The organism is Streptomyces humidus (assembly GCF_014649655.1).
GTDB classification, from domain to species: Bacteria; Actinomycetota; Actinomycetes; order Streptomycetales; family Streptomycetaceae; genus Streptomyces; species Streptomyces humidus.
This window is the reverse complement of the sequence record NZ_BMTL01000030.1, coordinates 60,682-75,616: the sequence shown is the minus strand read 5'-3', so window position 1 is coordinate 75,616 and position 14,935 is coordinate 60,682. Positions and strand designations below refer to the sequence as shown.

The window sequence follows — 14,935 nt, the reverse complement described above, 5'->3', positions numbered from 1 at the left end:
CGAACAATCCAGCCAAGGAGCGGCATGACTTCGCGTACACCCTGGATTCAGGAATTGACAGACACCCCGCCTTCCGAACGCCGGTCGCTCCTCGAATCGCTGGTCGTCGCGGAGTTCAAACGGGAACTGATGATGGACGACACGGAGGTGCTTCCGCTCCGGGTGAGTTATTTCGAACTCGGACTCACCTCGCTCGGCGCCGTCGACACCAGGCGGCGGCTCGAACGGGAACTCGGCCGCACCCTCGACGCGGCCTTCCTGTTCAACCATCCGACGGTCGGGGACCTCGTCGACTTCCTGACCGCCGACGTGGTCCCCGAACTCTTCCCCACCGGTTCGCCCACCCCCGAGCCGCCCCAGGACGAAGAAGTGGCCACGTCCACGAAGCACCTGGTCAACGACATCCTCAAGGAGCTCTACCAGTGACCGACACGGCCTCGTCCCGCACCGAAGCCCTGCTGAAGGACCTCCTTCTGGAGAAGTACGAGCCGATCGCCCTCATCGGGCTGGGCATCCGGTTCCCGGGAGACAACGACACTCCCGAGGAATTCTCCGAATTTCTCAGAGAAGGCCGGGCGGGAACCGGTCCCGTGCCCGAGGACCGCTGGGACATGGACGCTCTGCAGGCCGCCGAGAAGGAGGCCGGCCGTAGCCCCCTCGCGTCGGGCGGGGGATTCGTGTCCGGCGCGGAGGAATTCGACTCGAAGTTCTTCAGCATATCGCCCAAAGAAGCCGACTTCATGGACCCTCAGCACCGCTGGGCCCTGGAATCGGCCTGGCGTGCCCTGGAATCGGCCCAGCTGGACCCGGCGGCATTGCGCGGCAAGAACGGCGGCGTCTATCTGGGCGTCGGGCAGATGGACTTCGCGATCGACGTCGAGGCCGTGGACCCGATCGACCTCGACGCGCATGTCGCCGCGGGCACCGCGCACAGCGCCGCGGCCGGACGCCTGTCCTACTTCCTCGGCTGGCGCGGCCCCTGCCTGAGCGTCGACACCGCCTGCTCCGCCTCGCTGGTGGCGCTGCACCTCGCCGCCCAGGGACTGCGCCGACGCGAGTGCGACATCGCCCTCGCGGGCGGGGTGAACGCGACCCATCACCCGCGCAACCACATCGTCTACTCACGCGCCGGCATGCTCTCGCCCGACGGCCGCTGCAAGACCTTCGACGACTCCGCCGACGGCTACGGCCGCAGCGAGGGGTCCGGCATGGTCGTCCTGAAGCGGCTCTCGGACGCCCGGCGCGACGGCGACACCGTGCTCGCGCTGCTGCGCGGCTCCTCGGTCCGCCAGGACGGCGAGAGCGGCGGCCTCACCGTCCCCAACGGCACGGCCCAGGTCGCCCTGATGCGCGACGCGCTGGCCTCGGCCAACCTGGAGCCCGCCGACATCCAGTACGTGGAGGCGCACGGCACCGGAACGTCCCTCGGCGACCCCATCGAGATGGGGTCCGTCAACACCGTCTTCGCCGAGTCGCGCGCGCACGGCGAGCCGCTGGCCGTCGGCTCGGTCAAGACCAACATCGGCCACATGGAGGCCGCCGCGGGCATCGGCGGGGTCGCCAAGGTCGTCCTCCAGCTCCAGGAAGGCGTGATCTACCCGCACATCAACCTGGACACGCCGTCGCGCCACATCCCCTGGGACCGCTACCGCGTGACCGTCCCCACCGCTCTGCGCGACTGGCGGGCCGACGGGCCCCGACGCGCGCTGGTCAACTCCTTCGGCTTCGCCGGCACCATCGCGTCGGTCGTCCTGGAGCAGGCGCCGCCCGCCCCCGCGCCCGAGGCGGCCCCGGACGACGGCACCGCCGTCTTCACCCTCTCGGCCAAGGACCACGCCGGACTGCGCGCCCAGGCCGCCGCCCATCTGCGCTTCCTCGACACGCGTCAGGACCTCGCCCTCCCCGACCTCTGCCGCAGCTCCAACCTCGGCCGCGCCCACCTGCCCGCGCGGCTCGCCGGACCCGTCTCCTCGCGGGAGGACCTGGTGCGACTGCTCGGCCGGCAGCTCGCGGACGACGCCCGCGAGAGCGACGGACCCCGGGTCGCCGAGGCCGCGTTCCTGTTCTCCGGACAGGGCGCCCAGTACGCCGGGATGGGACGCGGCCTGTACGACCGGTACCCCGTCTTCCGCCGCCACCTCGACGCCTGCGACCGCCTCTTCGCCGCCCACCTCGGCCGCTCCGTCAAGGACGTCATGTTCGGCGAGGCGCCGGACAGCGACCAGGACATCCACCGCACTCTCTGCACCCAGCCCGCCCTGTTCAGCCTGGAGTACGCGACCGCCCGGCTCTGGATGTCCTGGGGGATCCGGCCGGGCGTCCTGCTCGGACACAGCGTCGGGGAGATCGCCGCGGCCGCGGTCGCGGGCCTGTTCTCGCTGGAGGACGCGGTCCGGCTGGTCTCCGTCCGCGCCCGGCTGATGCAGTCCGTCGCCGCGCCCGGCGGCATGGCCGCCGTCTTCGCCCCCGCACAGGAGATCGCCCCGCTGCTGGCGTCCTGCCCCGACGTCGGCTTCGGCGCCGTCAACTCCCCGCGCCAGTGCGTGATCTCCGGCGGACGGGACTCCCTCGCCGGCCTCGTCGGCGTCCTGCGGGCCCGCGGCGTCGACGTCAGGGAACTGCCGGTGTCGCACGCGTTCCACTCGCCGCTGATGGCCGAGGTGGCCGACGCGTTCCGGGAGGCGATCGCGGACATCGCCTTCCACGAGCCGCGGCTGAGCTTCGTCTCCGACATCACCGGGGAGATCGCCACGCTCGCCGACGTGGGCACGCCCGAGTACTGGGTCCGCCACATCCTCGAACCCGTCGACTTCGCCGCCGGAATGCGCCGCGTCCAGGCCCGCGGGTCCCACGTCTTCATCGAGGTCGGCCCGTCCGCCGCGCTCACCGCCCTGGGCCGGCACAACGGCGACCCCGACGCCCACGTGTGGGTGTCCAGCATGGCCAAGTCCGACCCCGGCGCCACCACCATCGCCACTGCTCTCGCCCGCTGCTACCAGGCCGGACTCCCCGTCTCCTGGGCGGGCTACCACGCCGAGCGCGGCGGGCGGCGCGTGCCGCTGCCCGGCTACGTCTTCGCGAAGAAACGCCACCCGCTGCCCTCCAAGCGCGTCCATTCCGCCCTCGCGGGCCGCGCGTCCGGACCGGCCCGCCATCCCCTGCTGGGCCGCGACGTCACCGCCGAGGACCGGCGCGCGGCGGGCGAGCGCGAGTTCAGCGCGCTGCTGGCCCCCGACTCCCCGGCGTACCTCGCCGACCACGTCGTCATGGGCCAGGCGGTGTTCCCCGGCGCGGGATACGTCGAGATCGTGCTGGCGCTCCAGGACGCGGTGCACGGCGAGACCGGCCGTCCGGTCCAGGACCTGCGCATCCACGAACCCCTCTTCCTGCGCGACGGCGAACCGGCCGAGATCCGCACCCGGCTGCGCCCGCACGAGGGCGCCGACGGCTCCGACGGGCCCGCCGCCGTCGAGATCGTCAGCCGCGTCGACGGCCGGGACGGCGCGATCGAACGCGTCCACGCCACCGCCGTCCTCGGCGCGGCGCCCGCCGGACCGGCCGGGCTCGGCGAGGTCGCGGACCGCCTCCGCAGGACGGCCGCGGCCCTCGACGCCCCACAGGCCCGGCAGCACGGCGAGGACCTGTACGAGCGGTACGCCGGACTGGGACTGCCCTACGGCCCCGAGTTCCGGCGCGTCCTGCGGGTCGACCGGTACGCCGACGGCTTCGCGACCGGCGAGCTGCGCGGCCTCGACACCCCCCTCGGGGAGCACCTGCGCGCCTCCATCCTCGACTGCGCGATGCAGACCCTCGGCGCCGCCGTCGACCTGGACGGCACCTATCTGCCCGTCGGCTTCGACGCGGTCGAGCTGCTCAAGCGCCCCAAGGCCGGCCTGCGCGTCCTCGTCCAGGTCGGCCTCGTCCCCGGCGGCGAGCTCACCGCCGACCTCGTCGCCCTGGAAGGCGCGCGGACGGTCTTCGTCGTCCAGGGCGTACGCCTCAAGCGCGTCGCCGACGCCCCGGCCGACCCGGCCGAGCGCATGCTGTCGAGGCCCCGCTGGCTCAAGCGCTCCCTGCCCGCGGCCAGGACCGGCGGACAGGACCGCCGCGTCCTGGTGGTCCGGCCCGGCGACGGCCTTGCGGGCGACCTCCGCGACCGGCTCGCCGGCACCGGCCTCCAGGCCCTGGACGCCCCCGACGCGGCCACCGCCGCCGCCCTGCTGGCCGCGGACGACGCCGTCACGGACCTGTGCTGGTTCTGGACGCCCGAGCCCACGCTCGAAGGCGAGGAACGGCTGCGCACCGAGACCGAACGCAACTACCGCGACCTGCTCGCCCTGGTGGCGGCCGTGGCCGACGGCCCGCTCGCGGGCCGCGGCCCGCGGGTCCTGCTCGTGACCGAACGCGCCCAGTGGCTGCCCGGCGACGCCGCCGGCGACGCGTCCCGGGACGGCGACGCTCTCGCCGCCGCCTCCCTGTGGGGCTTCGGCGCGGTCCTGGCCCACGAGCACCCGTCCCTGCGGACCGTGCTGCTCGACCTCGACGGAACCGATCTCCAGCCCCTCGTCGACGAGCTGCTCGCCGCGGACGCCTCGGGCGGCGAGCACCAGATCGCCTACCGGTCCGGCGTGCGCCACGTGAAGCGGCTCTCCCCGCCCGCGCCCGGCGTCCGCGACGACGTCAACACGGAACTCACGATCACCGAGTACGGCCGGTTCTCCGCCGTCCGGCCGGTGCCCGTCGAGGACCGCCCGCCCACCGGCGACGAGGTCACCGTCCAGGTCCACGCGGCCGGACTCAACTTCAAGGACGTCCTCAACGCGCTCGGCATGCTCCGCCAGTACGCGCTGGACCACGGCCTCCCGCACGAGCCCCTCCCGCTCGGCTTCGAGGCGTCCGGCACCGTCGTCGAGGCGGGACCCGACGCCGCGTTCCGGCCCGGCGACGACGTCGTGCTCAGCCGGATCGGCTGTATGCGGCGGCGGGTCACGGTCCCGTCCACGGTCGTCGTGCGCAAGCCCGCCGGCCTCACTTTCACCGAGGCCGCCGGTCTGCCCGCCGCGTACGTCACGGCGTTCCACGCCCTGCACGACCTCGCCGGCCTCAAGGCGGGCGACCGGGTCCTGATCCACGCGGCGGCGGGCGGCGTCGGACAGGCGGCCGTGCAGCTCGCCCGGCTCGCCGGCGCCGAGGTGTACGCCACCGCCAGCCCCCGCAAGTGGCCCCTGCTGCGCTCCCAGGGCGTCGAGCACGTCATGAACTCCCGCACCCTCGACTTCGCCGACGAGGTGCTCGCGGCCACCGGCGGCCGGGGCGTCGACGTCGTCCTCAACAGCCTCAACAAGGACTACATCCCGGCAGGTCTGCGCTGCCTCGCCGAAGGCGGGCGGTTCGTCGAGCTCGGCAAGATCGGCGTGTGGTCGCCCGAGGAGATGAACGCCCGGCGACCCGACGTCGAGTACCACAACTTCGACCTCAGCGAGCTGCCCGCCGACGGGCTCGACCGCCTCAACCACGACATCCTGCGGACCGTCGCCGACCACATCGAGGCCGGCCGGCTGACCGCCCTGCCCGTGGTCGGCTACTCCCTCGACGAGGTGGAGGAGGCGTTCGGCGTCCTGAGCCGGGGCGCCAACGTCGGCAAGGTCGTGCTGGAGTTCCGCGACGAACGCGACCTGCCCGCAGAGCCGGTGCGGATCGACCCGGCGGAGACGTACCTCGTCACCGGAGGCCTCGGCGCACTCGGTCTGGCCACCGCGCGCAAGCTGGTCCGGCAGGGCGCCCGCCGTATCGCGCTCGTCAGCCGCCGCCCCGTCGACGAGCCCCGGCGGGCCGAGATCGCCGCCGGACTCGGCGAAGGCGTCGAGGTGGAGGTCCACCAGGGGGACATCGCCGACGCGGCCGACGTCGCCCGGATCGTCGGCGCACTCGCCGGGAGCGACGCCCCGCTCGGCGGCGTCCTGCACGCCGCGGGCGTCCTCGCCGACGCCCCGCTCACCGCCCAGACCTGGGACGGCATGGCCACCGTACTGCGCCCCAAGGTCCACGGCGCCTGGCTGCTGCACCGCGCGCTGGCCGACGTCCCCACGGTCCGGTTCTTCGTCGGCTACTCGTCGATCGCCTCGGTGCTCGGCTCCGCGGGCCAGGCCAACTACGCCGCCGCCAACGCGTACATGGACGTCCTCATGCAGGCGCGGGCGGCCGCCGGCCTGCCCGGACTCAGTATCAACTGGGGCCCGTGGGCCGACATCGGCATGGCCGCCTCCCTCACCGAGCGCCAGATCTCCGGCATCGAGGCCCGCGGCCTGAGGTTCGTCAAGCCCGACGCCGCCCTGAACGCCCTGTTCGCCGCGCTCGCCGGGCCGTACGCCCAGACCGTCGTCGGCGAGTTCGACTGGGACGCCTACACCGGCGCGCTGCCCACCCCGAACGCCCTTCTCGACGAGCTGCGTTCGGGCAGGACCGGCGCGCCGAACCGGGCCGAGCCGGACGTCGACGACCTGCTCGCCCGGCCGAAGCCCGACCGCGAGGCCGCGCTCCGCGCCCTGCTGCGCGGCCGGATCGCGGACGTGCTCCGGTACGACTCGCCCGACGAGATCGACGTCGACGCCCGGTTCGTGGACCTCGGCCTCGACTCGCTCGGCTCGGTGGAACTGAAGAACGCCCTGGAGACCGCGCTCCGCGTCCCGCTGCCCGCCTCCGCCCTCTTCGACCACCCCGCCGTGCGCTCGCTGGCCGTGTTCCTGGACGAGCAGCTCGTGCCGGACCAGGCCGAGGACGCCGGACCGGCCGCACCGCCGCGGGAGGACCCCGGCGATGACGTGCGCGAGCTGACCGACGCCGAAGCGGACGACGAACTCGACGCGCTGCGCGAGATGTTCCGGTGACGGGCGGCCCGAAGGCGATGAGCTACATCGACCACCTGGAGACCCTGTCGAAGAAGCAGCTCATGGTGATGCTGGCCCGGCAGCGCCACGAGAGGACCCAGCCGGTCGCCGTCATCGGCATGGGCTGCCGGCTGCCCGGCGGGCTCGACGACCCCCGGGCGCTGTGGAGCGCGCTCCGCGAGGGCCGCGTCCTGCCCACCGAGGCGGCCGGCGTGCCCCTCGACAGCCTCGGCCGGCCGCGCTGGAACCTCGCCGCACCGGACCTGGCGCCGCTGGCCGGACGGCTGCGCCAGGGCGCCTACCTGAGCGATGTGGACCTCTTCGACGCCGACCGGTTCGGCATCGCACCGGACGAGGCCCGGCACATGGACCCGCAGCAGCGCCTCCTCCTGGAGGTCGCCGCCCAGGCCCTCGCGGACGCCAACCTGTCCCGGGAGCGGCTGCGGGGCCGCGCCGTGGGCGTGTACGCGGTGGCCGGTCCGGTGGAGTACCCGCACGCCTGGCTGCGCGGCGGGATCCCCGGCGACGGACTGTCCGCGCACATGAGCACGGGCTCCTCGCCCAGCGCCTTCAGCGGCCGGATCGCGCTGTCGCTGGGGCTCAACGGTCCGGCCGTCACCGTGGACACCGCGTCCTCGTCCATGCTGACGGCCGTCCACCTGGCGGTGCGCGCGCTGCGCGCCCGCGAGTGCGACGTCGCCCTCGTCGGCACCTGCAACCTGCTGCTCTCCCCGTTCAGCACCGGCATCCTCGACCGGGCCGGGATGCTCTCGCCGACCGGCCGCAGCAGGCCCTTCACCCGGCATGCCGACGGGCACGTCCGCGGCGAGGGCTGCGGGGTCGTCGTCCTGAAGCGGTACGCGGACGCGGTCGCCGACGGGGACCGGCCGTACGCGCTCGTGCGCGGCAGCGCCGTCCACGCCCAGGGCGACCGGCCCGGCATCTCGGTGGCCTCGGCGCGCGGCCAGAAGGCCGTGATCGAGCGCGCGCTGCAGGACGCGGACATCGCCCCCGAGGACGTGCAGTACGTCGAGGCGCAGGCCAACGGCTCCCGGATCGGCGGGCAGATCGAGGCCGAGACCCTGGCCGACGCGTACGCGCGGAGCTCGCCCGACGCGCCCCCGCTGTACATCGGCTCCTGCAAGGCGAACCTCGGCTACCTCGAAACCGCCTCCGGCGCGCCCGGACTGATGAAGGCGGTGCTCGCGCTCGCCCACGCGGAGATCCCGCCCCAACCCGGCGAGGACGAGGCGGACCCGGACATCCCGTGGGACCGGACCGCGCTGCGGCTCGCCGCGAAGCCGCTGCCCTGGCCCACGCGGGGCAGGAGGCGGGCAGCCGTCAGCGGGTTCGGGTTCTGCGGCACCCTGGCGCACATCGTGCTGGAGAGCATCCCCGAGCACCCGGCGCCCAGAACCCCCGGATCCCTCAGGTCCGCCGGGTCCGCCGGGACGATCGGGACTGCCGGGTCCGCTGGGTCCGCCGGGTCCGCCGGGACCGTCGGGCCGGTCGGGACCACTGAGGCTCCCGGGACCTCCGGGACCACAGATGCAGTCGGGGCCCCCGATGCCAGCGGGGCGGCCGGGACCCCCGATGCTGCCGGGACTGCTGGGACAACTGAGGCGCTCGGGACCCCCGAGGCCCCCGCCGCCGGGGCGGCCGATGCCGCCGGGACCGCCCGGGCTGCCGGGGCCCTCGACGGCGCCGGTGCCGCCGGTGCCGCCGACGACGCGGGTCCCTGGCCGTTGCTGCTGTCGGCGCACAACGCCGAGGCGCTGGCCGGCACGGCCGCCCGGTTGCACCGGCATCTGCGGGACCGCGCCGACTGGTCGCCCGCCGCCGTCTGCCGGACCCTCGCCGAGGGCCGCGACCACCACGCCGTCCGGTACGCGGCCGTGATCCACGACCGGACCGCCCTCCTCACCGCCCTGGAACGCGCGGCCGCGGCCGACCCCGGCCCGGGGTTCGACGCCACCGGCGCGCACGCGCACGACGCCGAGCCGGTCCGGCACGCCCGGCGTTACATCGCTCAGGAGGCCCCCGCCACAGCCGAGTTGTGGCCCGCCGACCGCCCGCGCCCCGAACTGCTCCACCTCCCCGGTCCCGCACTGACCGGACGGCGCCACTGGCCCGACCACCACAACTGGATCTGAGCCCCAGTCTCCTACGGACAGGACACCCCCTGATGCACTACCCGAACCTCAGGACCGCCGCCGACACGGTGGCGTTCCACGCCACCCACCACCCCCGGCGCACCGCCCTGAGCTGCGAGGGCCGCAGCGTCACGTACGAGCAGCTGCACCGGGAGAGCAACCGCACGGCCCGGTCCCTGCTGGCGGCCGGCGCCGGGCGGGGCGCCCGCGTCGCCTTCCTGGGCAAGGAGTCCGAGCACTACTACGAGATCTTCTTCGCCTGCGCCAAGACCGGAGCCGTGCTCGTCCCCGTCAACTGGCGGCTCACCCCCGCCGAGGTGGAGCACATCCTGCGCGACTCCGGCGCCGAAGTCCTGTTCGTGGAACGGGAGTACGCCGACACCGCCGCCCGGATCCGCGAGGAGCTGCCCGCCCGGCCCGCGATCGTCGGGCTCGACGCCGGTGACGACCGGGGCGCCGGGTTCCGGGAGTGGAAGGCGGGCCGGCCGGACGACGACCTCGCGGTCGAAGCCCAGCCCGACGACCCGGTCACCCAGATCTACACCAGCGGCACCACCGGCCTGCCGAAGGGCGTCGTCCTCGCCCACCGCAGCTTCTTCGCGATCCGCGACCTGCTCGCCGAACACGGTCTCGACTGGATCGACTGGCATCCGCGGGACGTCAGCCTGATCAGCATCCCCGGCTTCCACGTCGCGGGCATCTGGTGGGCCATGCAGGCCTTCAACGCCGGCGTGACCAGTGTGGCCATGCGCATGTTCGCCGCGCACGACGCCGTGCGGCTGATCCGCGAACACGGCGTCACCACCACCTGCGCCGTGCCGTCGATGCTGCAGATGATGGTGTCCGAACCCGGCGTCGGCCCGGCCGACTTCGCCTCGCTGCGCAAGGTCACCTACGGCGGCTCCCCGATCTCCGAGACGCTGATGCTGGAGTGCATGGAGATCCTGGACTGCGACCTGGGCCAGCTGTACGGGCTCACCGAGAGCGGCAACACCGCGCTGTGCCTGCCGCCCTCCGACCACCGCGCCGGCAGTCCGCGCCTGCGTGCCGCGGGCCGCCCGTACCCCGGCGTCGAGGTGAAGGTGGTCTGCGAGGACGGCAGCACCCTCCCGTCCGGCGCCATCGGGGAGATCTGTCTGCGCACGCCCGCGGTGATGGTGGAGTACTGGGGCATGAAGGAGGCGACGGAGGAGACCCTCGCCGACGGCTGGCTGCACACCGGGGACGCCGGATACCTGGACCAGGACGGCTACGTGTACGTGTGCGACCGTCTCAAGGACACCGTCATCGTCGCCGGCGAGAACGTCTACCCGGCCGAGGTGGAGAACGCGCTGGCCACCCATCCGGCGGTGGCCGAGGCGGCCGTCATCGGGGTGCCCGACGACCGCTGGGGCGAGGTCGTGCGCGCCTTCGTCGTGCTGCGTCCGGGCATGTCGGCGAGCCCGCGGGAACTGAAACTCCACCTTCAGGGGCGGATCGCCGACTTCAAGTCCCCGAGCGGTTACGAGTTCATCGAGCGCGTCCCCCGCAATCCCAGCGGAAAGATACTCAGACGGGAACTCCGCAAGGAATTCTGGGCCGGTCGTGAGCGACAGGTGAACTGATTCGCGGGAATTCCCGCCGACACGGATCCGGGACCGGCCGAAGCCGGTCCCGGATCTCCCTGTGCGCGGATTCCGTGGATTCCGCGGATTCTGCGGACTTCGGGTAATTCAGCGGGAGCGGCAGCAGCCCGCGTGCCGCCATTCCGCCTCGTGCCAGTAGTGCGCGGCGTTCTCTCGGGCGCTGGGCGCCGCGGCCCGGACCTCGTTGCGGGGAGCGCCGCCCGGTGCGCCGCCGCGGGCGGCCGCGGCGGACGGACGGAACGGTGCGAGCAGCTCCGGCACGTCGTACGGATGGCCGCCCACCACGACCCGGCGCACCGCCGCCGCCGCGCGGATGTCGGTGAGCGGGTCGCCCGCGACGCCCACCAGGTCGGCCAGGTGCCCCGGCGCCACCCGGCCCAGCCGGTCGCCGAGGCCGAGCGCCCGCGCCGCGTTCCCGGTGGCCGTCAGGAGCGCCTCGCGCGGGGTGAAGCCGTACTTCACCAGGATCCGCAGGTTCTGGTGGATGCTGACGGCGACGTCGTCCAGAGCCGAGTCCGTGCCGGCGACGACCAGGCCCCCGGCCCGGTGCACCCGCAGCAGCATGTCGCAGTCCCCGACCGTCCAGGCGTGGTCGAGCTGCGCGTCCGCGCTGCCCGACGCCGCGTCGGCCGCCTTCTGGACCAGCCGGGCGTACTCCCAGTCGGGGTACAGCACCCGGGTCCGCTCGTCCTCGACGAGCGAGCGGTCCTCGACGAACAGTTCGGAGGCGAACAGCGTCGTCGTGGAGATCCACATGCCGCTCGCCGCCAGCAGGTCCACCGAGTCCTGGAAGGTGCGCCCGGCGGCGAAGCTCAGCGTCCGCGAGTAGCCGAGGCGGTTGCCGCCCCCGGTGTGCTCCATGCCGTCCAGCCCGGTGCGGGCCGCCGGGTAGAGGTAGTGCGAGGTGACCGGGACGCCGGCGGCGTGCCCGCGCGCCACGACCTCCCGCTCGTACTCCACCGGCAGCCGGATGTACGACTTCAGCAGGTCGTAGCGCAACGCGAGGGCGCGCCGCAGGTCCCGGTCCAGCTGGTCGCGGGAGAAGACCGGACGCATGGCGCGGTGGCGCCCGCGGGTCCCCTCCAGTCCCTCGCCGGATCCGAAGTAGCGCGGCCCGACCTTGGTCCCGGCCGCCAGCGCCTCCCGCGTCTCGACCATCTGGTAGGCCGGATCGCCGGGGGTACGGCTGGTGGTGACGCCGTACGCGAGCCAGGCCCGGCCCTGCCGGTCGCCCCACTGGGGGCCGCGCCAGTGCCAGTGGTTGTGGGTGTCGATCAGACCGGGCATGACGGTGAGGTCCGAAGCGTCGAGGACCCGTTCGCCGCGCGCGCCTCCGCGTCGTACGACCTCCTCGATCCGGCCGTCGCGCAGCACGACGTCCACGTCGTGCCGCAGGGACCCGGACGTCCCGTCCCACACCGCGCCCGCCCGCACCACGGTCCGGCCGGCGGGGGCCGGCCGGCGGGTCCAGGACAGCCGGGTCGGCAGGGTGCGCGGCGTCCCGCCGTCGAGACCGACCATGCGCAGCCGGCCCAGCGAGAGGTAGAGCAGGGCGTCGCAACGCGTCCCCACGGAGAGCGAGTCGGCGACGTCCTCGGTGATCCGCACCGGCTCGCCGGTGATCCGGCCGGCCGCGTCCACCGGGACCTTCCACGCCTGGCTCTCGATGCCGACGACGAGATGCGTGCCGTCGGGCGTCCACAGCGGGCCGTCGCCGCTGCGGGTGGAGACCGAGCGCCCGGGCGCCACGCTCTGGTAGCGCAGTTCGTGCGTGGTCAGGTCGACGGTGAGGATCTGGTTCAGGCCGTTGACGCTGCGCCGGGAGTACGGGGCGGCCGCGGCGAGGGCGAGGATCCTGCCGTTCGGCGACCAGGCCGGCGGGCCGGGCTGGTACAGCGCGGGCACGACCTGGGTGACCGAGCCGTCGGCCAGGGTCAGCACCCAGGTGGCGCCGCTCTCGTCCTGGTAGGCGATCCGCGAGCCGTCCGGTGACCAGCGGGGCGAGAGCTGGGCGTTCGGCAGATCGGTGAGCCGCTCGGAGGAGCCGTTCGCGACGTCGTACCGCCACAGGTTCGCGGTGCCGGCGCGGTCGCTGACGTAGACGAGGGACCGGCCGTCGGGCGCCCAGTCGGGCGAGGAGTTGAAGTAGCCGTCCGCGACGATCTGGACGGGCCGCTCCGCGCCGGTGCGCAGCCACAGCGCGTTCAGCGCCCGGAAGGCGATCTTCCGGCCGTCGGGGGAGAGCGCGGGGTCGGCGATGCCCAGGACGGGCCGGGGGCCGTCCCCGGTGAGGTCCGGGCCCTTCCGCTTCCCGTGGTCCACCCGCCGCACCTCGACCGAGGCGGTGAACGGGACCACGCTGCGGCCGCCGTCGCCGTCGAGCCGGCGCCGGCAGATCCGGCCGTCGGCCGTGTAGAGCAGTTCGCCGGCCGACAACCAGACCGGCGCGAGCGGGAAGACGTCCTCGTCCTCGGAGACGACCTGGTCGTCCACCATGAGTTCGGCGCGCGCGCCGGTGACCCGGACGTACGCGAGCCGCCGGCCGTCCGGAGCGAACGACGGTGCGTACAGGGCGGCGTCCGCGGGGCCGGTGAGCAGCGTCCGGGTCGCCCCCGTCGCGAGGTCGACGGCCTCGATGGAGCCGTACTCCGCGACGTACGCCACCTGTCGCCCGTCGGGGGACCACGTCGGCATGGCGACGTTCCGGTCCCGCTGGGTGATCGCCCGCCGGGCGCCCGTCGCCGTGTCGAGGACCTCGATCCGGCCGGCGTTGTCCCGGTCGGAGGCGAACGCGACCGAGCGGCCGTCGGGCGAGAACTCGGGCTCCTGGTCGTACCCGTCGCCGCTGGTCAGCCGACGGGCGCCGGACCCGTCGACGTCGATGCGCCACAGGTCGTACGTCCCCTCGCGGAACGACTGGAACACCAGGCTCCGCCCGTCCGGCGCCCAGTGCGGCTGCGTCGCGTCCAGCACGTCGTCGGTGAGCCGGCGCGCCGTACCGCCTCCGACCGGTAACAGCCAGATCGCGTTGAGCGCGTCGATGGCGAGCGTCGTGCCGTCCGGCGACAGCGCGGCGCACAGATTGGCGCTCTCGTGCGTGTCGACCCGGACGAGCCCGCCGTCGCCCGGGTCGTCGTCCGCGTCGCCGTCCGCGGCGTACGCGACGCCGGCGCCGAGCGGCGCCGACTCGCCGGCGAGCCACAGCGCGCCCAGCCCGACGGCGCCCGAACGATGCAGCAGAGAACGGCGGGACAGAATTCCCGGACCTTCCTCGGGAAACTCCTCGGATACTTCGGATCCCTGTTCAGTCACAGTAATCCTCCCTCGTGCGGAGGCAGACAACGCACCGTCGATCCCCCATTGAGCCGGCCCTGTCGTTCGGGCGTGCGTTCGTACGGCGCGTCGAATATATGGCATCGGCCAATGCGGGGGAGGGGTCCGCGGGAAATCATGCGGTCAATTCCCGGTGAGGCAACGGGCGGAACGGGGCATCGGCTGTTTCCAGGGGGCGCCGGATCAGATGCGCAGCCGGAGATCGCCGCCCCCGAGGCCCGCGCTGATCGCCGCGCCGGTCCGCCGGACGACGTCGGCGAGCCGCTCCGGCCGGCGGGCGGGGCCGGCCGCGGTGAACAGCGCGGCGACCGGAGCCCTGCTCGCGGCGTACAGCGGAGCGGCCACACAGCACACCCCGGGCATCAGAATCCCCTGGTCGACCGCGACGCCGCGCTCCCGGATCGCCCGTGCCTCCCGCGGCCAGGAAGCGGGCACCGCGCTCGGCGGGAAGCGGTACTCCGGGGCTGCGGCGAGCACTTTGCCGGCGGCGGTGAACCACGGCCAGGCCGACCGGTCCCGCGAAGCCGGGAACGTCACGGCCTCTCCGGGCGTCCAGTGGAGCAGGAGCGTCCGGTCGTGACGCAGCACCGCGATCCCCACGGCCGCGCCCGTGACCTCTGCCAGACGGCGGGCGGGCCCGGCTGCCGTGGAACGCAGCCCCGGATGCGGCTGCCACCCGTTCCCGAGCTGGAACATCCGCGAGCCGATCCGGTACCCGTCCGCGAACCGCTCCACCGCGCCCAGGCCGACCAGCTGTTCCAGCAGCCGGTACGCGGTGGCTTTGGGCAGTCCGCTCTCGGACGCAAGCCGGGTCAGCCCCGCCCCCCGGCTGCGTTCCACCGCGGCCAGCAACTCGAAGGCTCCCTCCAGCACACTCCGCCCCCCGGCATGCGCCGAAGGACGAACGGAGGCGGGAGCGGGCCCCTCGGCGCCCCCG

General features: G+C 74.0%; 6 protein-coding genes. 4 read left to right on the top strand and 2 right to left on the bottom strand.

What is annotated here, in order from left to right:
* Window positions 1–24: 24 nt before the first annotated feature.
* Genes IE239_RS30330 through IE239_RS30315 form a run of 4 tightly spaced genes read left to right on the top strand, consistent with a single transcriptional unit; the run spans window position 25 to window position 10,644 of the window.
* Window positions 25–426 carry an acyl carrier protein gene (locus tag IE239_RS30330; RefSeq protein ID WP_190152629.1) on the top strand — a complete coding sequence of 134 codons (402 nt, stop codon included), beginning with the start codon at window positions 25–27 and terminating at the stop codon, window positions 424–426.
* A complete protein-coding gene (locus IE239_RS30325) occupies window positions 423–6,887 on the top strand; it encodes a type I polyketide synthase (protein WP_190152628.1) in 6,465 nt (2,154 codons plus the stop codon). Before IE239_RS30330 ends, IE239_RS30325 begins: the two co-directional genes overlap by 4 nt.
* A gap of 17 nt (window positions 6,888–6,904) precedes the next feature.
* Window positions 6,905–9,040, top strand: a complete 2,136-nt coding sequence (locus IE239_RS43030) for a beta-ketoacyl [acyl carrier protein] synthase domain-containing protein (protein WP_190152627.1) — start codon at window positions 6,905–6,907, stop codon at window positions 9,038–9,040.
* Window positions 9,041–9,072: 32 nt separating this feature from the next.
* Window positions 9,073–10,644: a fatty acid--CoA ligase gene (locus IE239_RS30315; RefSeq protein ID WP_190152626.1), complete on the top strand. Its 1,572-nt coding sequence runs from the start codon at window positions 9,073–9,075 to the stop codon at window positions 10,642–10,644.
* A 108-nt stretch (window positions 10,645–10,752) separates the two neighbouring features.
* On the opposite strand, the gene IE239_RS30310 is transcribed toward IE239_RS30315, so the two are convergent.
* Together IE239_RS30310 and IE239_RS30305 are read right to left on the bottom strand one after the other, a co-directional pair.
* Window positions 10,753–13,977 (bottom strand): amidohydrolase family protein, encoded by a 3,225-nt coding sequence (locus IE239_RS30310; RefSeq protein WP_229878399.1) that lies wholly within the window; start codon window positions 13,975–13,977, stop codon window positions 10,753–10,755.
* A gap of 204 nt (window positions 13,978–14,181) precedes the next feature.
* Entirely contained in the window at window positions 14,182–14,871 is a 690-nt protein-coding gene (locus IE239_RS30305) for an IclR family transcriptional regulator (RefSeq protein WP_229878398.1), read from the bottom strand.
* Window positions 14,872–14,935 lie beyond the last annotated feature (64 nt).

What these genes read in the sequence shown, in the direction of transcription:
- IE239_RS30330 (WP_190152629.1), top strand. Translation starts at nt 25, where the DNA reads ATGACTTCGCGTACACCCTGGATTCAGGAATTGACAGACACCCCGCCT.
- IE239_RS43030 (WP_190152627.1), top strand. Translation starts at nt 6,905, where the DNA reads ATGAGCTACATCGACCACCTGGAGACCCTGTCGAAGAAGCAGCTCATG.
- IE239_RS30315 (WP_190152626.1), top strand. Translation starts at nt 9,073, where the DNA reads ATGCACTACCCGAACCTCAGGACCGCCGCCGACACGGTGGCGTTCCAC.